This is a genomic window from Labilibaculum antarcticum (assembly GCF_002356295.1).
Lineage (GTDB): Bacteria > Bacteroidota > Bacteroidia > Bacteroidales > Marinifilaceae > Labilibaculum > Labilibaculum antarcticum.
Window position 1 is genome coordinate 2,874,511 of sequence record NZ_AP018042.1, and the last position, 23,909, is coordinate 2,898,419.

Annotated in this window: 15 protein-coding genes and 1 tRNA gene; 14 read left to right on the forward strand and 2 right to left on the reverse strand. The window is 36.2% G+C overall.

Annotated elements, in window-relative coordinates; genetic code table 11:
- Positions 1 to 77: 77 nt before the first annotated feature.
- From ALGA_RS11350 to ALGA_RS11380, 7 genes are all read left to right on the forward strand, one after another.
- Positions 78 to 3,215: a SusC/RagA family TonB-linked outer membrane protein gene (locus ALGA_RS11350; protein WP_096433594.1), complete on the forward strand. Its 3,138-nt coding sequence runs from the start codon at positions 78 to 80 to the stop codon at positions 3,213 to 3,215.
- Between the two features lie 63 nt (positions 3,216 to 3,278).
- The gene (locus tag ALGA_RS11355; RefSeq protein ID WP_096429409.1) at positions 3,279 to 4,982 is read left to right on the forward strand and encodes a RagB/SusD family nutrient uptake outer membrane protein; all 1,704 of its coding nucleotides are present in this window, start codon (positions 3,279 to 3,281) and stop codon (positions 4,980 to 4,982) included.
- A 314-nt stretch (positions 4,983 to 5,296) separates the two neighbouring features.
- Complete coding sequence (locus ALGA_RS11360) at positions 5,297 to 6,679, forward strand: sulfatase (protein WP_096429410.1); 1,383 nt, start codon at positions 5,297 to 5,299, stop codon at positions 6,677 to 6,679.
- Positions 6,680 to 6,681: 2 nt separating this feature from the next.
- The gene (locus ALGA_RS11365) at positions 6,682 to 8,706 is read left to right on the forward strand and encodes a glycoside hydrolase family 127 protein (protein WP_096429411.1); all 2,025 of its coding nucleotides are present in this window, start codon (positions 6,682 to 6,684) and stop codon (positions 8,704 to 8,706) included.
- 174 nt (positions 8,707 to 8,880) lie between these two features.
- Positions 8,881 to 10,896 (forward strand): glycoside hydrolase family 127 protein, encoded by a 2,016-nt coding sequence (locus ALGA_RS11370; protein WP_096429412.1) that lies wholly within the window; start codon positions 8,881 to 8,883, stop codon positions 10,894 to 10,896.
- Positions 10,897 to 10,930: 34 nt separating this feature from the next.
- Positions 10,931 to 12,577 (forward strand): sulfatase, encoded by a 1,647-nt coding sequence (locus ALGA_RS11375; protein WP_096429413.1) that lies wholly within the window; start codon positions 10,931 to 10,933, stop codon positions 12,575 to 12,577.
- Between the two features lie 192 nt (positions 12,578 to 12,769).
- Positions 12,770 to 14,233 carry a hypothetical protein gene (locus ALGA_RS11380; protein WP_096429414.1) on the forward strand — a complete coding sequence of 488 codons (1,464 nt, stop codon included), beginning with the start codon at positions 12,770 to 12,772 and terminating at the stop codon, positions 14,231 to 14,233.
- Between the two features lie 118 nt (positions 14,234 to 14,351).
- On the opposite strand, the gene ALGA_RS11385 is transcribed toward ALGA_RS11380, so the two are convergent.
- A tRNA-Arg gene (locus tag ALGA_RS11385) sits at positions 14,352 to 14,425 on the reverse strand.
- Between the two features lie 221 nt (positions 14,426 to 14,646).
- Between ALGA_RS11385 and leuS the strand changes: the two genes are divergently transcribed.
- From leuS to ALGA_RS11405, 4 genes are all read left to right on the forward strand, one after another.
- Positions 14,647 to 17,409 (forward strand): leucine--tRNA ligase, encoded by a 2,763-nt coding sequence (gene leuS / locus ALGA_RS11390; RefSeq protein ID WP_096429415.1) that lies wholly within the window; start codon positions 14,647 to 14,649, stop codon positions 17,407 to 17,409.
- 84 nt (positions 17,410 to 17,493) lie between these two features.
- Positions 17,494 to 18,354, forward strand: coding sequence for a YitT family protein (locus ALGA_RS11395; protein WP_096429416.1), 861 nt, complete (start codon positions 17,494 to 17,496; stop codon positions 18,352 to 18,354).
- Between the two features lie 5 nt (positions 18,355 to 18,359).
- Entirely contained in the window at positions 18,360 to 19,232 is an 873-nt protein-coding gene (locus tag ALGA_RS11400) for a YitT family protein (protein ID WP_197705552.1), read from the forward strand.
- A gap of 99 nt (positions 19,233 to 19,331) precedes the next feature.
- Entirely contained in the window at positions 19,332 to 20,603 is a 1,272-nt protein-coding gene (locus ALGA_RS11405) for a peptidoglycan DD-metalloendopeptidase family protein (RefSeq protein ID WP_096429417.1), read from the forward strand.
- Here ALGA_RS11405 and purN read toward each other — a convergent pair.
- Positions 20,595 to 21,155 (reverse strand): phosphoribosylglycinamide formyltransferase, encoded by a 561-nt coding sequence (purN, locus tag ALGA_RS11410; RefSeq protein WP_096429418.1) that lies wholly within the window; start codon positions 21,153 to 21,155, stop codon positions 20,595 to 20,597. The genes ALGA_RS11405 and purN overlap by 9 nt on opposite strands.
- 197 nt (positions 21,156 to 21,352) lie before the next feature.
- Here purN and ALGA_RS11415 point away from each other — a divergent pair, with 197 nt between their 5' ends.
- Genes ALGA_RS11415 through rnc form a run of 3 tightly spaced genes read left to right on the forward strand, consistent with a single transcriptional unit; the run spans position 21,353 to position 23,608 of the window.
- Positions 21,353 to 21,589 carry an acyl carrier protein gene (locus ALGA_RS11415; RefSeq protein ID WP_096429419.1) on the forward strand — a complete coding sequence of 79 codons (237 nt, stop codon included), beginning with the start codon at positions 21,353 to 21,355 and terminating at the stop codon, positions 21,587 to 21,589.
- Between the two features lie 21 nt (positions 21,590 to 21,610).
- Positions 21,611 to 22,864, forward strand: coding sequence for a beta-ketoacyl-ACP synthase II (gene fabF / locus ALGA_RS11420; protein WP_096429420.1), 1,254 nt, complete (start codon positions 21,611 to 21,613; stop codon positions 22,862 to 22,864).
- A 3-nt stretch (positions 22,865 to 22,867) separates the two neighbouring features.
- Positions 22,868 to 23,608, forward strand: coding sequence for a ribonuclease III (gene rnc, locus ALGA_RS11425; protein WP_096429421.1), 741 nt, complete (start codon positions 22,868 to 22,870; stop codon positions 23,606 to 23,608).
- Positions 23,609 to 23,909 lie beyond the last annotated feature (301 nt).

The window sequence follows — 23,909 nt, forward strand, 5'->3', positions numbered from 1 at the left end:
CAACTAATCGTTTTTATTCACCTCAAGATGAAAAACTTATGAAAAAACCGAAAAATTTACAGCAAATTTTTAGGATTATGGCGTTTACAGTATTTAGCTTCTTGCTTAGTGCAATGCAAGTTGTGGCTGTAAATTCAAATTCTCTAAATACGGCTATGTCAACCGAATTGGATGATGAAGCTATAGAAAATGTTACAGATCAAGGAAGTGTTAGTGGTATTATTAAAGACAATACTGGATTTACTTTGCCTGGTGTTAGTGTTTTTGTGAAAGGTACCACCAATGGTACAATTACAAATATTGATGGCTTTTTTGAATTGTTAGGCGTTACCGAAGGGGATGTTTTGGTAATCTCTTTTGTGGGTATGAAAACGCAAGAAATTGTGTTTGCTAACCAAACTACTTTGGAAATTGTATTGGAAGAAGATACAATTGGTTTGGACGAAGTAGTTGCAATTGGTTATACCACAAGAAAAAAAGGTGAACTTACTGGTTCTATTAGTACTATCGAAGCTGAGGAACTATCTAAAACTTCCAATAAGGATTTAGCTAAATCTTTAGCAGGTAAGGTTACTGGTTTAATTGTTTCCGATAGAGGAGGATATCCTGGAGATAGTGATATGACTCTTTTAATTAGAGGTAAATCAACTTTAGGGAATAATTCACCATTAATTTTAATTGATGGTATTACTGCCAGTAGTTTTTCAAATTTGGCTCCTCAGGATATTGAGTCATTAAATGTTTTGAAGGATGGAGCGGCTGCTATTTACGGTGCACGTGCGGCTAATGGGGTAATTTTAATTACAACTAAAAGAGGAAAAGCAGGTAAAGCAAAAATTAGTTTATCTAGTTCGATTAACTTTTCTTCCTTTTCTGCGAAGCCAGACTTAATGTCTTCAGAGCAATATGCTATTTATAATAATGAAATAGCAACAAGAGAAGGAACTGCACTTCCTTATACTCAGGAACAGATTGATAAGTATGCTGCTGGTAATGATCCTAACTATCCAAGTACAGATTGGGGAGATTTAACTTTTGCAGATTCTGCACCGGAAACAAGAACCTCTCTTTCAATTTCTGGGGGTAGTGATAAGGTTAATTACTTTGTTAGTGGTGATTATATGGATCAAAAAGGAATGTTTGAATCGGGATCTTTGAAATTTAAGCAATATCAAGTTCGTTCAAACATCGACATGAAACTACATGAGACTTTTACTTTGGGTCTTGATTTATCTGGACAATTTGGTAATAGAAAAGAACCTGGTGTAGATGATGGTTTTATTTATAAGCACATTTACACAAATGAACCAACTGAAGTTGGGATTTATCCTAATGGTCTTCCTGGATGGGGTGGTGAGAATGGTGCCAATCCTTATGTAATGTCAAGTGCTGAGTCTGGTTTTGTTAAGCAACAGGATAATGATTTACGCGGTAAATTATCTTTTGACTGGAAGTTGGATATGCTAACTCCTGGTCTGAAAATTAAAGGTTTTGCAGGCTACAGAAAACAGAGTAATGATATAAAATCATGGTATACTCCTTGGTCTGTTTATCAGTTTCAGGAAGGAACAAATGAGTATGTAGAGACAGCTGGATTCTCTCAAAGTGGCAATAAGATTATTTTGCGCGAGAGTTTTTGGAAATATGATGAGTTGATGTTGAATTCAACGATTCACTATTCTAAAACTTTAGGCGAAGATCATAACATTAGTGCCTTCGCAGGTTATGAATATTTTTCATCACAGCAACGTTCGTTTTGGGCTGAGAAAAAAGATTTTCCAAGCAAGGATCATCCTGAATTATTTGCAGGTAGTGATGCAGGACAACAAGCTTCGGGTAATTCACAAGAATGGGGAAGAGTAAATTATTTTGGATCTTTTTCTTACGATTATCAGAAAAAATACTTTGTTGACTTTACGCTTCGTCACGACGGTTCAAGTAATTTTGGAGAGAAAAAATTTGGTACTTTCCCCGGACTTGCTGTAGCATGGGCACTAGATAAGGAGTCATTCATGGAGGATATTTCATGGTTAAATGCCTTAAAATTGAGAAGTTCTTGGGCGCAAATGGGTAACGACCGTATCGCAGGATTCCAATACTTGACAAAATACGATTATGGAGGAACTAACTGGGCTCAACCAAATTCTTATATTTTCGGAACACCCGGAGTACAGTACAACTCTTACAACAGTAGTAATGTTCCTAATCCCGATATTACATGGGAAAAGGCTGATATGAAAAATATTGGCTTAAGTTTCAGTTTATTTGATTATAAATTATCGGGAGATGTTAACTATTTCTATCAGAAAAGAGAAGATATCTTAATTACACGAAATGCTTCAATTCCTGATGTTGCCGGTCTAACTTTGCCACAGGAGAATTTAGGTAAAGTAGATAACTTCGGATGGGAATTTGAATTGAACTGGAAAGATAAAATAGGAGAGGTAGATTATAATTTTGGTTTCAACTTTACTCAAGCTAAAAACGAAGTAGTTTATATGGATGAGGCTGCTGATGTCGAAGATTATATGAAGAGAGAAGGACACTCAATGGATTCATATGTAATTTATCCTACTTCAGGGATCTTCAGGGATCAAGCTCAAGTTGATGCAACGGCAGTGAAAAAAGCAGGTTCAGGTGAAGGTGATCCAATCTATTTAGATACAAACGAAGACGGGAAAATTGATTCAAAGGATAGAGTTCGTTCTTATGACTCTAATGTTCCGGAAATTCAATTTGGTATTCATGGAGGAGTAAGCTACAAAAACTTTGATGCAAGCTTTTTATTTCAAGGACAAGCTAAAGCTAAAATGTTAGTATTCTTTGACCAATCAGGTTCCAAACCAGACTATGTGTTTAATCAAAGATGGACTCCGGATAATCGTGATTCAAGATATCCAAGAGCTTTTAAGCAGGACGATTCATTTAGTGGAAATCAAAGTGGTAATGCTGCTAATTTTGAAGGAGCTGACTTGTGGTTGCACGATGCTTCTTTCGTAAGATTAAAAGAAGTTGAATTAGGATATACTTTCTCAAAAGGCCAAATTAAGTTTGGAACTCTAAAGGTATTTGCTCGAGGATTTAATTTATTAACAATGTTCTCTGATGTTTATGATTTAGGTTTAGATCCTGAGGCTAGTGGTTACAATAATTTTAGAGGAAGTACTTATCCATCTCTAAAGTCTTATACTTTCGGGTTTAATCTTAATTTTTAATTAAAAGTTAAAAAATACTCCGTTTAATTAGAGGATGATATATTCAATATAAAAAATAGAGAGATGAAAAATTTTAAATATATACTTATTGTATTTGCACTTTTTGCAACATTTGGTTGTGAAGATGTGTTGGATACCGAAGCAAAAGATGCTTTCGCTGAGGATTTAATTTACAGCGATCCGAGTCAATTGGAAAAATTGGTTTTTACATCATACAATAGCACTGAAGGGTGGGGCTTGAATCGAGATCAATGGTGGTCACGTCGATTTAATATTGAGGGAGCTTCTTTTGAGGCAAAATTTAACTTCAAAGATCTTGATTTATTCAGAGCAAGAGCTGGTTGGATAGCTAATAATGTTGGCGTTTTTGCTCAGAAATGGTCGCAATATTGGGATTACGTGCGTTTAACCAATGAATTTTTGGATCGTGTTGATGATAGTGAAGCGATGAAAGTTGATCCGGATAAGGTGAATATACTTAAGGCTGAGATGAAATTTTTAAGAGCCAATTTATATTCTAAATTGATCCGCTTTTATGGGGGTGTTCCAATTATGGAGGGAGCACTTGGTCTTGAGGATAATTTTAATTTGGAAAGAAATTCTTACGAGGAATGTGTTGACTTCATTGTAAAAGAGTTAGATGAGGCGGCTGCAATTCTTCCATTAACACGTCCTGATAGTGAATTTGGTAGAGTAACTAAATTAGCGGCTTTAGCTGTTAAATCGCGTACATTATTGTATGCGGCAAGTAAGCTTCACGATCCTGCTACTGTTCCAAACGGACCCTTATATGATTATACTAAAGCATCAAAATGGCAAGATGCTTCTGATGCTGCAAAAGCAGTTATTGATTTAGTGGGAGCGAGAGATCTTATTTCTGTAGCCGATGCAAAAGCTTATCAGGAATTATTTTTGTCTCCTAATGAGGATATTTTGTTTGCAAGACCTTACGGTTCTGTTTATTATGATTTCGGAACGGATGTGAACTCGCTACCTGATCAGACTATGTCTCCAAGTGGTTACGGGGGTTGGGCATTATCTTCACCAACACATAATTTCACATTGCAATTTAATATGGCGGATGGAACCACAACGGATGAAGTAACTTTTGATCCCGCGAATCCAAATACAGGTAGAGAGATGAGATATTATGCAGATTTAAACTTCAATGGTGCAATGTTTCGAGGTAGAGATGTTCAATATTATCTTGCTGAAACACCTAGTGTAGAAACACCAAATGGGTTGGATTCTCCTGAAGGATTAGGAAATACTGGACATTCTTCCAAAACGGGTTATAATATCAGAAAATTTCAGGATGAAAGTCTGGGAGGGTTAACCGATATTTCTTCTCAACGTCCTTATATTTTGTATCGATTATCTGAAGTTTATTTGAATTACGCTGAAGCTCAATATCACTTGGGTGCAGAGAGTGTTGCCAGAGATTTTGTTTCTAAAATTTCATCAAGAGCACTTCAGCCAGCTATTACTGCTACAGGAGAAGATCTTTTGGAAGCAATCAAAAGAGAAAGACGTGTTGAACTTTGTTTTGAAGGTCATAATTTCTTTGATGAGAGAAGATGGATGAATGAAGCTCATTTGGGTTTTGATATAAAAGGATTGACTTGGACAATGGCAACTGATGGATCTTTATCTTTCACGGAAAACACTGTTGTTACAAGACCTTGGTTCGAAAGAGAGTACTATTTACCAATTCCTTCTACAGAAATTGAAAAGGCTCCTGCATTATTGCAAAATGATGGATATTAATACAATAAAATTTAAGTTAGTATTAGATTAGTTATAGTGAGATTAGTGTGAATACCGGAAGGAAACTTCCGGTATTTTTTTTGGTTCATCTATTTTCGAATCTAGAAATTAGATGATGAAATCGGTAAAAGAGAGTTCAAGTCATAAAATATTACCAAGGGGTAAAATAATGTAATCACGAGGTAAATTTCACCAAGCTAGTTCATTCTAATTTGATTTTCTTTGTTAGTAAGAATAAATTGTAAAAGGGAAAGAATTTTTGTTTGAACAGAAAAGACGAATTCTCATATGTTGAAACTTATACTATAATTGAGATGAAATATAAAGTACTACTTATTACAGTTCTGCTTTTTCAGCAACTTGTATTCGCACAAAAGAAACCCAATATAGTGCTTCTTTTTTCTGATGATGCGGGTTATGCTGATTTTGGATTTCAGGGAAGTAAGGTAATGCACACGCCAAATCTGGATAAATTAGCCAGTGAAGGTGTGAAATTTACACAAGGATATGTGTCTGCATCAGTTTGTGGTCCTTCGCGAGCAGGACTTATGACTGGGCGCTATCAAGAAAGTTTTGGTTTTGAAGAGAACAATGTACCTACATTCATGAGTAGTAATTCTGCTTTAGATGGAGAGAATATGGGTTTGCCACTCGATCAGGTAACTATTGGAGATCATTTAAAGGCGTTGGGTTATACTACAGCAATTTTTGGAAAATGGCATTTGGGAGGTGCTGATTGTTACCACCCAAGCAAACGTGGATTTGATGAGTTTTATGGATTTCGTGGTGGAGCACGTAGCTACTATGAATATCCAAATGTTCTGAATGTGCCACGTGAAAATCGCTTGGAACGTAATTTTGAAGAGTATGCCGAGCCAGAAAGATATTTAACCGATAGACTTGGTGAAGAAGCAGTTGATTTTATTGAAAGGAATCAAGATAAACCATTTTTTGCTTTTGTGTCGTTTAATGCGGTACACACTCCTATGGAAGCTGAGGAAAAGGATATGGCAAAGTTTCCACAATTATCTGGAAAAAGACAGCAGGTTGCTGGTATGACTTTGGCATTGGATCGTGCTTGCGGATTGATTCTTGATAAATTAAAAGAACTTGGCTTGGATGAAAACACAATTGTGGTTTTTACAAACGATAATGGGGGACCAACCGATAAAAATGCTTCAATTAATCTTCCCTTAGCAGGAACAAAATCGAATCACCTAGAAGGTGGTGTGAGAGTTCCTTATATAATGCGATGGCCAGGAAAAATTAAAGAAAATACGGAATATGATTATCCTGTGAGTACGATGGATCTGTTGCCTACTTTTGTAGCTGCTGCAGGAGGCGATTCTAAAGCATTGGAAAATGTTGATGGAGTTGATTTACTGCCTTTTATTCAGAATGAAAACACAAGTAGACCTCATAATGTTTTATTTTGGAAAAAAGATTGCCGAGCTTCTGTACGTTTGGGAGATTGGAAATTATTGAGATTTCCTGACCGTCCTGCAGAGTTATATAATATCATTAAAGATGAGTCGGAGCAAAACGATTTGGCCGCAAAATATCCTGACAAAGTACGTGAAATGTATAAGATGATATTCGAGTGGGAATCTACTTTAGAGCGCCCTCGTTGGTTGTTGGATCGTAAATTCGAAAATGTAGATATTGACAGAATGGATAAATATAGAAAAGTTAAATAATCATGATAAAGAGACTACTATTAATCGCTTGTGGTGTAACGTTTTTATTTTCAAGCAACGCACAGGAACACGGAATTATTAATAATGCGAAAAGCCCGTATGTAAAACTGAAAAGTGTTGACATGGGAGATTGTATTTGGACCGATGGTTTTTGGGCTGAAAAGTTTAATGTTGCTAAAGAAAGTATGGTTCCATATATGGGAGAAGTATTGTGTGGAGATACGGGTCATGCATTAAATAACTTTAAAATTACTGCTGGTCATAAGCATGGTGAGCATAAAGGAATGCGCTGGCACGATGGAGACTTCTATAAGTATATGGAGGCGGTTTCCTATGTGTATTCTCAAACGAAAGATGAAAAATACCTAAAGGAGTTAGATGCTTACATTAAAATTATTGGTGAAGCTCAGCAAGAGGATGGTTACTTACAAACTCAGATTCAATTAAATCCTAAGGTGGATCGTTATGAGAATCGTAAATATCATGAAATGTATAATACAGGTCACTTATTAACCAGTGCTTGTATTCATTATAGAATTACTGGCCAAAGAAACTTTTTAGATATAGCTATTAAGCATGCTGATTTGTTGTATACTATATTTATGCCTGAGGATAAAAAATATGGTCGTTTTGGTTTTAACCAGACTCAAATTATGGGATTGGTTGAATTATACCGTACCGTTGGGGATAAGAAGTATCTTAAATTAGCCGAGAAGTTTATTAACAATCGCGGTAAATATAAGGTGGAAGAAACACCCGCAACCGAAGGTTATCCAATTGGAGATATGGTACAGGAATTTATTCCTTTACGCGAGGCTGATGAGGCTGTAGGACATGCTGTACTTGCTTTGTATTACTATGCTGGTGCTGCCGATGTTTATTCTGAAACAGGGGAAACTGCTTTAGTTGATGCTTTGGATCGTTTGTGGGAAAATGTTACAGATCAAAAAATGTACGTAACTGGTGCTGTTGGTCAAACTCACTATGGTGCATCTACAAATCGTCAAATGATTGAAGAAGGCTTTATCGATTCTTATATGATGCCAAACATGACTGCATACAACGAAACTTGTGCAAATATTTGTAATGCCATGTTCAGTTACCGCATGTTGGGTATTCATGGAGAATCAAAATATGCCGATATAATGGAATTGGTTGAGTTTAATAGTGGTCTTTCAGGAATTAGCATTGAAGGTAAAGATTATTACTATGCAAATCCTCTACGAGTTATTGATGGAGCAAGAGATTATGAGAAAATGAATACGGAATATCCTGAGCGCCAGCCTTATTTGGAGTGTTTTTGTTGTCCTCCAAACTTGGTTCGTACTGTTTGTAAATTATCAGGATGGGCTTATAGTAAATCGGAAAACGGAATTGCAGTTAATCTATTCGGTGGAAACAAATTATCTACAAGCTTATTAGACGGTTCAAAAATTGAATTGTCTCAAGTAACTCAATATCCATGGGAAGGACTTGTGAATATTACCATCGAGAAGTGTAAAAAAGATGCTTTTGATGTAATGCTTCGAATTCCTAATTGGGCAAAAGGTTCAACAATAATGGTAAATGGAGAAGCAACTGGTGTTGATGCTAAAGTTGGAAAATTTGCAGTCGTAAATCGTAAATGGAAAAAAGGCGATGTAATTACTTTAAATATGCCGATGGAAATAACATTTGTTGAAGGTCATACTCGCATTGAAGAAGTTCGTAATCAGGTAGCTATTAAGCGTGGTCCAATTGTATATTGTGTTGAGTCTGCCGATTTACCTGCAGGCACTAAAATTGTTGACGTATATCTTAATAATAAAGCTCCTTATAAGGCCGAATTTAAAAACGATCTTTTGGGTGGAGTAACAACCATTCAAACAGAACTGCTTATTCGTAAAAATAACAACGAGGAGAGCATGTATAAGGCAGTTAAAAAACCTGAGTTTGAAACAATCAAAGCTCAGTTAATTCCTAATTACGCTTGGAGTAATCGAGGACAAGGTGAGATGACCGTGTTTATGCCAATAATCTGGAAATAGTAAAAATTTAATAATCATATTGCGTTTAACCCTTATGGTTGAAAGCAATAGAATAGTTTCAATCAAAACAGGCTAGAATGAATCAGCGTCTCATGCAAATAGGAAACTATGACGTGGGATGCTGATTTTTTTATTTTAGGATGCAATTAATAAATTTCAATAAATTAATATCAGATGAAAAGATTAATGTTATTGGTAATAGGTGTTTTATTAATGAATTCTTCCTTTTCACAGGATCATGGAATCATAAATAATTCAACAAGTCCGAATGTAAATTTTAAGAGTATCAATATAGGTGATTGCCAATGGACTGAAGGTTTTTGGGCTGATAAGTTTAAAGTGTGTGAGGAGACAATGGTTCCTTACATGGGAGAATTGTTGTGTGGAGATACTGGTCATGCATTAAATAATTTCAAAATTGCAGCAGGACTAAAAGAAGGAAAGCACAAGGGTATGAAGTGGCATGATGGAGACTTCTACAAGTGGATGGAAGCTGAAATGTATGTATATGCTCAGAATAAAGATGAAAATATTCTTGCTGATTTAGATCAATACATTGATATTATTGGAAAAGCACAGCAATCGGATGGTTATTTGCAAACACAAGTTACAATCCCAGGATTAAAACGATATGGGAACCGTCAGTACCATGAAATGTATAATAGTGGTCATTTATACACAAGTGCCTGTATTCACAATCGTATTACTGGTAAAACGAATTTCTTAGACATTGCAATTAAACATGCAGATAATTTGTATGAAACTTTTCAGCCACAGCCAGAAGAATTAGCGCGTTTTGGATTTAATCAAACACAAATAATGGGCTTGGTAGAATTGTATCGAACTACAAAAGATAAAAAATACCTTGAGTTGGCTGAGTTGTTCATTAATATGAGAGGGAAATCAAAAGTACAACCAGATAAAACCGCAGGCTATAAGTTTATTGGCGATATGGTTCAGGAAAGGACTCCTTTGCGGGATGAAAAAACAGCAGAAGGTCATGCTGTACTTGCTTTGTATTTTTATGCTGGAGCTGCTGATGTATATGCTGAGACTGGAGAAAAAGCTTTGATTGATGCATTGGACAGACTGTGGGATAATGTTGTAAACAAGAAAATGTATGTAACTGGTGCGTGTGGTCAAACACATCATGGTGTGTCGTCGCATGTCGATATGGTTCATGAGGGTTTTATCAACGAATACATGATGCCCAATTTAACTGCTTACAATGAAACTTGTGCAAATATTTGTAACTCGATGTTTAGCTATCGCATGTTGGGAATTCATGGCGAATCTAAATATGCCGATATAATGGAGTTGGTATTATTTAATAGTGCTCTATCCGGAATCAGTATAGAAGGGAAAGATTATTTCTATGCGAATCCCTTACGCGTTTGCCATCATGCTCATGATAATCCTGATGCGGCAACTGAATTCGATGAACGTATTCCTTATGTAGAATGCTTTTGCTGTCCTCCAAATTTGGTTCGAACCATTGCAAAAGTATCTGGTTGGGCTTATAGCATAACGAATAATGGAGTGGCTGTTAATTTATATGGAGGAAATAAATTAACAACAGAATTGTTGGATGGTTCTAAATTACAGCTATCACAGGTAACTCAATATCCATGGAATGGAGCAGTTAAAATCACCATGGAAGAATGTAAAAAGGGAGCTTTTCAACTAATGCTTCGTATTCCCGACTGGGCACAGGGGAGCAAGATTTTAGTGAACGGTAAAGATGCAGGCGTTGATGTGAAAACAGGAACATATGTGACGATTGAGCGTTCATGGAAAAAGGGTGACGTAGTTTCACTGGATATGCCTATGGATGTTAAGTTAATTGAAGGCAATCCCTTAATTGAAGAGGTTAGAAATCAGGTAGCCGTAAAACGTGGACCTGTAGTTTATTGTGTTGAGTCACCCGATCTTCCAAAAGATGCAGGAATTCTGGATGTATATCTTCCTGTAAAATCAAATCTAAAAGTTACTTACAAACCTGATTTTTTAGGGGGCGTTTCTACTATCAGCGCAGACGTAAAGCTTCGAAAAGCGAATACTAATACGATGTATAGTGAGCTTAAAGAAGTAGAGTGGGAAACTTACAAAACACAATTTGTGCCTTATTTTTCATGGAGCAACCGTGGGAAATCGGAGATGACAGTTTGGATACCAATTGTTTGGGAATAGATAAATAGAAATTTAATCGTAAAAAAAATAAATAATGAATAATCGGTTTTTAATTAAATTAATTGGACTAAGTTTTCTCCTATTCGTAGGATTTAGTTGTAAGTCTAAAGAAGAGGTTAAAAAGAAACCAAATATTCTTTTTATTGCAGTAGATGATTTGCGTCCGGAATTAGGATGTTATGGTTCGGATATTGCGATATCTCCAAATTTAGATGCCTTGGCCGGCGATGGATTATTGTTCGAGAACGCATATTGTCAGCAGGCTATTTGTAGTCCTTCAAGAGCCAGTTTAATGACTGGTGCACGTCCGGAAACTATTGGAGTGATTGAAAATTACACTGATTTTAGGGATGTAAATCCTGACATTGTAACTTTGCCACAGCAACTGATGAAGTTTGGTTATGAAACAGTTTGTACAGGAAAAATTTTTCATGGAAAGTATAATGATCCAAATTTTTCGTGGAGTAGATTACCTGTTAAGCCTAAAGTAGAACGTGCACCGACTAAAGGTGGATTTGCTTTAAAAGAGAATCAAGAGTTTTGGGAAAATGATCGTAATAAAATGGTTGCGAAGTATGGCCCGGATGCTACTAAAAACGGTTTAGCACAAGGTCCAGCATACGAATGTGCGGATGTGCCGGATGTAACCTATGAAGATGGTTACAATACGATTGCGGCAATTGAAACATTAAAAGATATGTTGGCGAAAAATCCAGATAAACCTTTCTTTTTAGGATTAGGATTAAAAAAGCCTCACTTAAATTTTATTGCCCCTAAAAAGTATTGGGATCTATACAATCGTGAAGATATTCCATTGGCTCAACAAACCGAGGCTCCAATTAATGGTGCTGCAATGGGATTACATCCATCCTTCGAATTAAGAGCAAGATCAGGTATTCCAAAAACGGGAGTAATTAATGATACTTTGGCACGAACCTTAAAACACGGCTATTTGGCTTGTGTAAGTTATGCTGATGCTCAAATTGGGATGATGATTAAAGCTTTGGAAGAAGCTGGCGTTCGTGAAAATACCATTATTATTCTTTGGGGTGATCATGGTTGGCATCTTGGAGATATGGGAATTTGGGGGAAAGCTACTAATTATGAAATTAGTACTCGTGTTCCTCTGATGATTTGGACTCCGGACATGCCCACTGAAAATAGAGGAGCTAAAACAAATGCATTAGTCGAATTGGTTGATATGTATCCAACTCTTTGCGATCTGGCTGGAGTTCCTAAGCCTGGTCATTTGGAAGGGCAAAGTTTTGTTCCATTATTGGATAATCCTAAAAAAGAGTGGAAAAAAGCTGTGTTTAGCCAGTTTCCAACTCCTGCATTAAGAGAATGGGCAGCAAATCCACTTTCTCAAGGAATGCGTGAGACTTATTTTGGACCGCTAATCGAAGAGGTGGAAGAGCGAATTATCGATCAGCAAAAAGAAAAATGGGATCGTAATTTATTTGAAAATTACTTGATGGGGTATGGAATGCGAACTGAGCAATATCGATTTGTGGTTTGGAAAGATTATACAAAACCAGAAGTAGATCCGATATTTTTTGAATTATACGATCATAAAGCCGATCCTCAGGAAACAGTTAATGTAGCAGATGAAAATCCTGAATTAGTAAAAGAACTTTTAGTTCAATTCAATAAAGGTTGGCAAGGTAATCTGGCAAAATAAACAATGAATAAAATTTGGGGCTGGTCTTTTCTAAAAGGACTAGCCCTTTGTATAAGCTCCTATTGGTCGGTCGGGTTTAAATGGAAAAACTTTTACACGAGAGGGCTAATCTCTTTAAAATTAAATACCAATTGACCATTAGTACTGTTATAAAAGAGGATGTTAGTGTTTCACGATAAACAAATTACTAGGATGAGAGATACAATAGTCATATTAGGAGCTGCATTATTTATGCTAACGGGATGTGATGTCGAAAAACCTGTTCAAACAGTTTCTATAGTACAGAATTATAAGAATTGGCAATGGGATAGTGTTTTTGTTGCTAAAAATAAATACATCAGTTTAGCGGTTGTTCCTGATGCTGCAGGGCGGGTTCTGGAATACAATTTAGGAGAAGTGCCATCGCTTTGGTTGAATCCCGAACTATTTGGAAAATCATTTGCCCCAAATGATGAGGTGAAGCAAGAAGATTGGAGAAATTTTGGTGGTTATCGCTTGGTGCCCATCCCTGTTGATGATTGTGCTATTAATGCAAGTGGAGAGAAGACGAATCGCTGGCCACCTCCGGTAGTAATTGGAGATAGTCCCTATAAAGTGGATATATCAACAAATAAGGATGGAGAACAATCTATTGATGTGGAATCAGGAATACAAGAATTACCAGTGCCTCTTTTTGATAATAAAACACAAAGCTTTAATCAACCAGAAAAAATTGATGAGCGTTTGCAATATAAAAGAAGTTTGCACATTGAACCAGGCAGTAGCTTGGTGTATTTCAAGCACACCTTAATAAACAGAGGTGATGAAACTGTGAAACGAGGAATTATGACCACAAGTCAGCATATTTCACGCAGTAAGCCAGATTTGGAGGATGGTGAAAACTTCAGAGCTTATATTCCTTTTAGTGAGAAATATAAGATGCCCGATGGAGAGCAATATCATATTAATGTGACACCAGAATCGAGATGGAGATACGTGAATAGAAACCGTATGCTGTTGGATAAGGACAATCCTGAGCATGTTAAGAAATATTTTAATCATGGAACCAATTGGAATGGTGAGGTAGCTCCGGGAATTTTCGAAATCCAGTACGATTACTATTTAATGGGGGGATTTCATATCGTTTCTTCCGAGGCCTGGGTTTGTTATGTAGATAAAACAAGCAATACTACTTTTGCAAAAATTTTGGAGCCGTACAATCCAAATTTGGAATATGAGGAAGGTGTGAATCTTGCAATTTATAATAGTGGAATGGTGACTGGCTATTTGGAAACAGAAGTTAAAACACCCATACACACTTTAGCTCCAGGAGAGAGTTTCGATTATAAAGAAATTCATGGAGCTGCTAAAATTCTATCAACACCCGTATTGGGAGTTAATTTAGCAGGTGTAATAACCCAAAAATTATCCTGTAAAGAGAGTGTTATAAAAGGGCAGTATGGTGTTTTTAATGAGGGGAGAGCAACTCTTAGATTGTTGGATACTTCTGATACGCTTGTTAAAGAAATTGTACTGGAAGATGTGAATCCATTAAACGCCTTTTCTTTTGAGTATTTGATGAAGAATTTGGAGAATGTAGCTAAAGCAGAACTTTATATTGAAGATATCCACAAAGAATTACATTTGCTTGATTCTTGTGTTTTGGTAATTAGATAGTTAATGATTTGTAGAGCTTAAGGGATTCTGATTTTGTAGAAGAATTTAGAATACTGTCTATGCCAGAGACTATAAAAAACACAAAAGCCAATCAATAATATTGATTGGCTTTTGTTAGTGACCCGTGGCGGACTCAAACCGCCGACCTTCAGAACCGGAATCTGACGTTCTATTCAACTGAACTAACGAGCCATTTATGTCTGCAAATTTAGAAAAATATTTTGTTCTGCATCGCATGCAATCCTATTCCTGCAAATAAATATAATTTACAGCTTTAATCTTATAGGCCTAAACCATTAAAGCCCAATTTTTAATAAAATAAGACTTACTACTAAAACTCGCTAAATATTTATAAACTTTTGCTAATTTTGCGCTTTGAAAGCAAGAAATAACCATATTTTATCAATATTAGCATGGAGTACAACTTTAAAGAAATAGAACAAAAGTGGCAGAAGTATTGGACCGAGGAGAAAACATACAAAGTTGAGGTTGATTCAGAGAGACCAAAATTTTATGTGCTCGATATGTTCCCATACCCTTCAGGTGCTGGTTTGCACGTTGGTCACCCACTGGGATATATTGCTTCGGATATATATTCTCGCTATAAAACTTTAAAGGGGTTTAATGTACTTCATCCAATGGGATACGATGCATATGGTTTGCCTGCAGAGCAATATGCGATTCAAACAGGTCAGCATCCTGCTGTGACTACTGAGACTAATATTAAAAGATATCGCGAACAATTAAATAAAATTGGATTTTCATACGATTGGGATCGTGAAGTGCGCACCTGTCAGCCTGAATATTATAAATGGACTCAGTGGGCATTTATTCAAATGTTCAACCATTTCTTTAATAATGATATTGAAAAAGCAGAATCCATTGAATCTCTAATTTCAAAATTTGAGTTCGAAGGAAATGTGAATGTAAATGCAGCATGTTCCGAAACGGAACCTTTTTCAGCAGAGGAGTGGAAAGCTTTTTCGGATAATGAAAAACAAGCCACTCTTTTAAATCACCGTTTGGCTTATTTGGCCGATACAATGGTGAACTGGTGTCCTAAATTAGGAACCGTTTTAGCTAACGATGAGGTGAAAGATGGTCTTTCTGCAAGAGGAGGATATCCTGTTGAGCAAAAAAGAATGCGTCAATGGTCATTGCGTGTTTCTGCTTATGCAAAGCGTCTTTTAGATGGTATGGAAACTTTAGAGTGGACAGATTCTTTAAAAGAGATTCAAAAAAACTGGATTGGTCGTTCTGTTGGTGCTGAAGTAAACTTTGGTGTGAAAGGTTCAGATATCAAAATGGAGGTTTTCACCACTCGTCCAGATACTATTTTCGGCGTTACTTTTATGGTATTGGCTCCGGAAAGTGATTGGGTAAAGGAATTAACAACTCCAGAATATCAGGCAGATATTGATGCCTATATCGAGGCAACGAACAAAAGAACGGAAAGGGAGCGACTAGCCGATGTTAAAACGATTAGCGGTGCATTTACCGGTGCGTATGCAATTAATCCTTTTACAGGCCAAGAGATTCCTATTTGGATAAGTGATTACGTGTTAGCTGGATATGGAACGGGTGCAATTATGGCCGTTCCTGCTCATGATAGCAGAGATTACGCTTTTGCGAAGCATTTCGACTTGCCAATTATTCAGGTGGTATCAGGTGGGGATATTTCAGAGGAATCTTACGATGCAAAAACGGGTAAGTCAATGAACTCTGATTTCTTAAACGGATTAGACGTTAAAGATGCTATTGTTAAGGCAAATGAGGAAGTTGAAGCAAGGGGGTTAGGAAAGAAAAAAATTAACTATAGACTGAGAGATGCTATATTCTCTCGTCAAAGATATTGGGGAGAACCTTTCCCTGTTTATTTTAAGGATGGAATGCCCCAAATGATGGATTTGGACAAGCTTCCTTTGAAATTACCTGAGATTGATAAATACTTGCCTACAGAGAGTGGAGAACCACCTTTGGGACGCGCTAAAAATTGGGTAACCGAAGATGGATATCCAATTGAGTTGAATACCATGCCTGGCTTTGCAGGATCATCAGCATATTACTTACGCTATATGGATCCTCGCAACAATGATGCTTTGGTTTCTACCGAAGCGAATGAGTATTGGCAGGATGTTGATTTGTACATTGGAGGTACAGAGCATGCTACGGGTCACTTAATTTATTCTCGTTTTTGGAACAAGTTCTTATTTGATATCAACGAAGTTTGCAAAGATGAGCCATTTAAGAAATTGATTAATCAGGGAATGATCCAAGGGCGTTCAAATTTCGTTTACCGAGATAAAAAATCAAACAAATACGTTTCTCACGGATTAATAAAGGAATACGATACTACAGCCATTCACGTTGACGTGAACATTGTGAAAAATGATGTTCTTGATTTGGAAGCTTTCAAAAACTGGATGCCGGAATATAAAGATGCTGAATTCATATTAGAAGATGGGAAATACCATTGTGGTTGGGCTGTTGAGAAGATGTCTAAATCCATGTTTAATGTGGTAAACCCTGATGTGATTGTTGAAGAATATGGAGCAGATACACTTCGTTTGTACGAAATGTTCCTCGGACCATTAGAGGCTCATAAGCCTTGGGATACAAATGGTATTGATGGCGTGCACAAATTCTTAAAGAAATTATGGAGATTGTTCCATAATGAAGCTGGTGAGTTTGAATTGACAAATAGTCAGCCTACGCCGGACGAATTAAAGGTTCTACATAAAACCATTAAGAAAATTCAAGATGATATTGAGCGTTTTTCTTTTAATACCTCAATTTCAGCATTTATGATTTGCGTGAATGAATTCTATACTTTGAAATGTAACAATAAGGCGATTTTTGAAGATCTGTTAGTAATTCTAGCTCCTTTCGCGCCTCATGTTGCCGAAGAGCTATGGGGTTTGTGTGGAAACACAACCAGTATTACGAAGGCCAGGTTTCCTGAGTTTAATGAAAGTTTTGTTCAGGAAAACAATCATAAATATCCCGTCTCGTTTAATGGTAAAATGAGGTTTATTTTGGAGTTGCCCATAGATCTAAGTAGGGATGAAATTGAAAAAGAGGTTCTTTCTCTGGAAAAATCTCAAAAATGGATTGAGGGAAAAACGCCCAAGAAAATTATTATTGTTCCTAACAAGATCATTAATATAGTAGTTTAGATAATAAATTAGACAAATAAGTAATAAGCTTTAAGCTTTGTTGACTATTTGGCAACAGAGCTTAAAGCTTTTTTTATATACGATATGAAAATAAATTATTCTGAAATAAGATCCCTGTTAATAATTACACTTGGGATGGCAATATACACCTTTGCTTGGTCTGCTTTTTTAATCCCGTCGGGCATAATTGGTGGTGGAGTTAGTGGTATTGGGACATTAATCTATATCGCAAGTGAAAAAACAATACTGGTAGGTTATTCCTATTTTGTTATTAATGCGTTTTTAATACTGATAGCTCTAAAAATATTGGGAAGCAAATTTGGTATTAAAACAATATATGCAATAATTGTGGGTTCGATATTGCTTTCGGTTTTACCTAAGCTTATCCCGGAACCTCTGGTGAATGAAAAATTTATGGCTGCAATTATAGGCGGCGCATTGTCTGGTATTGGTGTGGGTATCACAATTTCTCAAGGAGGTAGTTCCGGAGGTACTGATATTATCGCAATGATGATAAATAAGTACAAAAATATCAGCCCCGGACGTATTATATTATATATTGATATTTTTATCATTGCTTCATCATATATCGTGTTTAAAGATGTACCTACTATTGTGTATGGTTACGTAGTGATGTCTATCACAGCTTACGCTATTGATATGGTGATTTCCGGATCGAAACAATCTGCTCAGCTTATTATTATTTCTGCTGAGTTTGCTCAGATTGCCGATGAAATTACTGGAACTATGAACAGGGGCGTGTCAGTGATGGACTCAACAGGATGGTACTCAAAGGAAAGTAAAAAGATGTTGATGGTTGTGGTTCGGAAACATGAAGCTCCATCAATATTTAAATTAGTAAAACAAATTGATGGAAATGCTTTTATATCAATGGGTTCAGTAATGGGGGTTTACGGTTTAGGTTTTGAAGAAATAAGAGGGTAATAGTTATGAAAAAGAATATTTTAGCACAAATGTCAAAATTTGATTTTCAATCCTACCTAATTATTACAATAGGTTTATTGGTGGGGTCTCTTGCATGGACAGGATTCCTAATTCCTTCAGAGATTGTAGGTTCAGGGGTTGGAGGAATTGCAACCATGATTTTCTACGTTACCGGATTTAAAGTGGGTTACAGTGTCTTTCTTATAAACTTCGTTTTTCTTTTAGTCGCATTGCGTGTTTTAGGTTTTGGTTTTGGTGTTAAAACCATTTATGGAATTATTATTCTATCCTTTTTTCTTTGGCTGTTTCAATCATTGATAACAGAACCATTGGTTTCCGATCGGTTTATGTGTGCAATTATTGGAGGAATGCTCGCAGGAGCAAGTGCAGGAATCATATTGTCTCGCGGAGGAAGTACGGGAGGAACTGATATTCTTGCAATGATGATTAATAAGTATAAGAATTACAGCCCGGGACAATTACTTCTCACTATTGATGTACTTATTATATCTTCGTCTTATTTCTTAGAGCATTCAATAGAACAAGTGGTTTATGGATTTGTAACAATGGGAGTAAGTGCCTATTGTGTCGATTTAATTATTGAGGGGAGTAAGCAATCTGTGCAGATATTTATTTTCACAAAAAAACCTGATGAAATAAGAAAAGAGGTTATACATACTCTTGATCAGGGAATAACTTTGCTTACCGGAACAGGTGGTTATAGTGGAAAAGAGGTTAAAGTTTTAATGCTTTTGGCCAAGAAAAGAGAATCACAAACCATCTTAAATATGATTAAGGTGGTGGATCCGGATGCATTTATTTCTCTTGGCAGTGTAATGGGAGTATATGGTAAGGGATTTGATAAAATTAAATCGTGATTTCTTAAAAAAACTTAAAACGGGATCCCTTCAGCAGAATTAGTTGTGTGACTATAAAAACCGTTATACCTTTAGGCTTCTTAAAAATAAAAATCCACAATGAAAAAATTCTTGAATTATAAATTACTGCTAATTGCTGGTGTTGTTCTATTAGGTTTAATCGGACTTAAATGGTTTTCAAAGGAAGTATCGGTGAAACAAATAGAACAGGTAGAAGTTGTAATTGATACCACTGAGATAGCACAGGTGCATTTAAAATACGGCTTTCCCATAGAAGAATTTGAAGTGGAGACTAATAAGGTGAAAAGGAATCAGAGCGTATCAACCATTTTAAGGCAATATGATGTTGGTTATGGGACCATCGATAAAATAGCAAAAAAAGCGAAGAAGGTTTTTAATGTTAGAAGGATTAAATCCGGACACGAGTATTCAGTGCTTTTTACGCAGGATAGTTTAAAAACGCCAGAGTACTTTGTTTATGAAAATACCCCAGTAGAATATATTGTATTTGATTTGCGTGATACTTTAAATGTATTTAAAGGAGAAAAGGAAATCGTTAAACATAGGAAGCAAATTAAGGGGAGTATAGAGTCATCATTGTGGAATGCGATGGTTGAGGCTGATTCGGATCCTTTATTATCTATTGAGCTTTCTGATATTTATGCCTGGACTATTGATTTCTTTGGCATCGGTAAAGGGGATCAGTTTAATATTATATACGAAGAATCATTTGTAGATGATAAGCCAATACATCAAATAAAAGTGATTGCTGTAAATTTCATTGATCATAACTCGAATAATTATGCTTTTGCCTTTACTGAAGGTGATAAAGAGGGTTATTTCGATGAGAAAGGTAAAAGCCTGCAAAAAGCATTCTTGAAGGCTCCATTGCGATATTCGCGAATCAGCTCTAAGTTTTCTAACAACAGGTATCATCCTGTTTTGAAAAGGTATCGTGCTCATCATGGTGTCGACTATGCTGCGCCTACTGGTACACCCGTTCATACAATTGGAGATGGAGTTATAACCAAAAGAGGATATCAAAAGAATGGGGGAGGTAATTATCTTAGCATTAAGCACAATAGTGTGTACAGTACTACTTATATGCATTTATCTCGATTTGCAAAAAGCATGACTACAGGTACTCGGATTAAACAAGGTGAAACAATTGGATATGTAGGCGCAACAGGACTTGCTACTGGTCCTCACCTGGATTTTAGGGTTTATAAAAATGGCTCAGCAATAAATCCGTTAAAAATGGAATCGCCTCCTGTATCGCCTGTGAAAGAAGAGCATGCGGCCAGATACAAATTGGAAATGGAAAAGTTGATGCAGGAGTTAAATCAGCAGGAAGCAATTACTTTAAAGTAATTGCTCAATTATCTTAGGGAAAAATTCATATTCTAGTTTATGGATTTTTTCTGCAACATCTTCGGGTGTATCGTTTGGTGCAATACTGCATTTGGCCTGATATATTATCCTTCCTTCATCGTATTTCTCATTGATCATGTGAATGGTGATGCCACTTTCTTTCTCTTTGTTCTCAACAACTGCTTTGTGAACATTCATGCCATACATTCCTTTTCCACCATATTTAGGTAAAAGAGCAGGGTGAATATTGACTATGGAATCGGGGTATTTACGAAGAAGATTAAGCGGAAGAAGCCAAATAAATCCAGCCAAAACAATAAAATCGACCTTTTTTTCAGCTAAAAAGCTTACTATTTTATCGGTTTTATTAAATTCTGACCTAGAAAAAACCAAAGTTGGAATATTTAAACTTCTGGCTCTGGAAAGTACAAAGGCATTGGCATTGTTGGAAAGAATTGCAGAAATCTCGAATTCAGGTTTATCGCTAAAATACCTTGCGATATTTTCAGCATTACTTCCTGATCCAGAGGCAAATATGGCTAGTCGTTTCATGTTGTGTTTTCAAAAGTAACTAAAACAACAAATATATACAAAAGGCATTTGGCAGTGAAATAATTTCGCAGAAAAGGAAAAAGAATTACCTTTGACCGCAACTTTGTAAAAAAAATTTGAATTATTTGGAGTAAATTTATTCCTTTGCACTGTTGAAAATTAATTTATATTATTTAATCACTTAAAATTTAAAAGTTATGTCTGATATTGCATCTAGAGTAAAAGCTATCATAGTTGATAAGTTGGGTGTGGACGAAACTGAGGTAACACTTGAGGCTAGTTTCACTAACGATCTTGGAGCTGATTCATTGGATACAGTTGAGCTTATCATGGAATTCGAAAAAGAATTTAATATCGCTATTCCAGACGATCAAGCAGAAAACATTGGTACAGTAGGTGACGCTATTTCTTACATCGGAGAAAACGCTAAGTAATTATTAACCAGAACCTTTCTTATGGAATTTAAAAGAGTGGTAGTGACTGGGCTTGGAACAATTAACCCAATTGGTAATTCTGTTACCGAATTTTGGGATAATTTGGAGAACGGAGTGAGTGGATCAGAAATGATTACTCATTTTGATGCTTCGAAGTTCAAAACTCAGTTTGCTTGCGAAGTTAAAAATTTCGTGCCTACGGATCATTTCGATCGCAAGGAAGTTCGAAAATTAGATTTGTATGCACAGTATGCCTTGGTTGCGGCCAAACAAGCTATTGAAGATTCAAATCTTGATCTTGAATCGGAAGATTTAACAAAAGCTGGAGTAATTTGGGGTTCGGGTATTGGCGGAATAAAGACTTTCTTAGATGAAGTTACAGGATATGCAAACGGGGACGGAACTCCTCGTTTCTCTCCTTTTTTCATCCCTAAGATGATTTCTGATATTGCCGCTGGTCATATTTCTATGAAATATGGATTCCAAGGACCAAATTACGGAACTGTTTCAGCATGCGCTTCGGCTTCACATGCAATGATTGATTCAATGAATTACATCCGCTTGGGTAAAGCTAATATCTTTATCACCGGAGGTTCAGAAGCATCTATCAATGAAGCAGGTGTCGGTGGATTTAATGCTATGCAGGCAATGTCCACAAATAATGAAGAGTATAAAACTGCATCTCGTCCTTTCTGCAGTAAACGTGACGGTTTCGTCATGGGTGAAGGAAGTGGCTGCTTGATTCTTGAAGAATACGAGCATGCTAAAAAACGAGGCGCTAAAATTTACGCTGAAATTGTTGGTGGTGGAATGTCTGGTGATGCGTATCACCTAACAGCAACTCATCCGGAAGGAAGAGGAGCCATTAACGCTATGAAAATGGCGTTACAAGACGCAAATCTGAAACCTGAGGATATTGATTATGTCAATGTTCATGGAACATCTACTCCAATTGGAGATATTCCAGAAACAAAAGCGCTTCAGACTGTGTTTGGCGAACATGCCTATAAATTGAACATTAGTGCTACAAAATCAATGACTGGTCACTTGCTAGGTGCAGCAGGATCTGTTGAAGCAATTGCCTGTATTCTGGCATTGAACAACCAAACAGTTCCTCCTACAATTAATTTTAGTGAGCCGGATCCTAATATTGATCAAAGACTAAACCTTACACTTCACAAAGCACAGAAGCGCGAAATTCGTGCTGCCTTGAGTAATACATTTGGGTTTGGTGGACATAATGCTTCGGTAATTTTCAAATCATTCATTGAATAATTTGTGACAAAGTCTATATTTCAATCTATAAAACTTTTTTTCTTTCCTGAAAGGGAGTTTTATGGATTGTTTTTTGATTTGCTGGATATTCAACCTATAAATCCAGACTTGTATGAATTGGCTTTCATACATAAATCTGCTACCATCCAAAAAAAAGGGTATGGTTTAAATAATGAGCGTCTCGAATATCTTGGAGATGCGATTTTAGGTGCCATAATTGCAGATATTCTTTACAAGTACTTTCCCAATAAAGACGAAGGATTCTTAACTCAAATAAGATCCAAAATTGTTAGTCGCGAATCATTAAACAAACTGGCAATTAAAATTGAACTCAACAAGCAGGTGGTTTCCAATGTGAATTTGAATAATAACAAACATATTTATGGTGATGCGTTTGAAGCATTCATTGGAGCTATTTATCTTGATCAGGGCTACGACAAAACAAGAAGGTTTATAGAAGATAAAATTTTTAGAAACTACATTGATTTGGAAGAAGTGGTTACTGTTGAAACCAATTTTAAAAGCAAGTTAATTGAGTGGGCTCAAAAAAACAAGAAAGATGTTTATTTTGATACGCACGAAGATGGTGTCGATAAAGCCTTGCGATTGCCTTTGTTTACTTCAGAGGTAGAAGTGGAAGAGGTGAAAATGGGTTCAGGAATGGGAACTTCTAAAAAAGAAGCTCAACAAAAAGCAGCCCAGGAAACTCTTATCATAATCCGTCAAAGAGAACTTGTTTCCTAATTTCTACAATTCAGAATTTTCCAAATTGATCCTAGTGCGGTCGTTCTTAATTTTGCCAAACAAAATAATTTTGTTGACTAGTTTATTCTGGAGTAAGACTTTGATATCTTGTTTTAGTCGCAAAATGGCATAAAAAAAAAGGACGGTAACCACAACCGTCCTTTCATCTAACTATTAACCAAAATTTTTAATCAAGGAGGTTGTTTCTTATAGATTCGCTCTCCAATGGCAAATATAGTGTCAAATTATTAACTTCAAAGGCGTTTTTGTGAAAAATTATCAAAATCTGACCTTTTTTGTC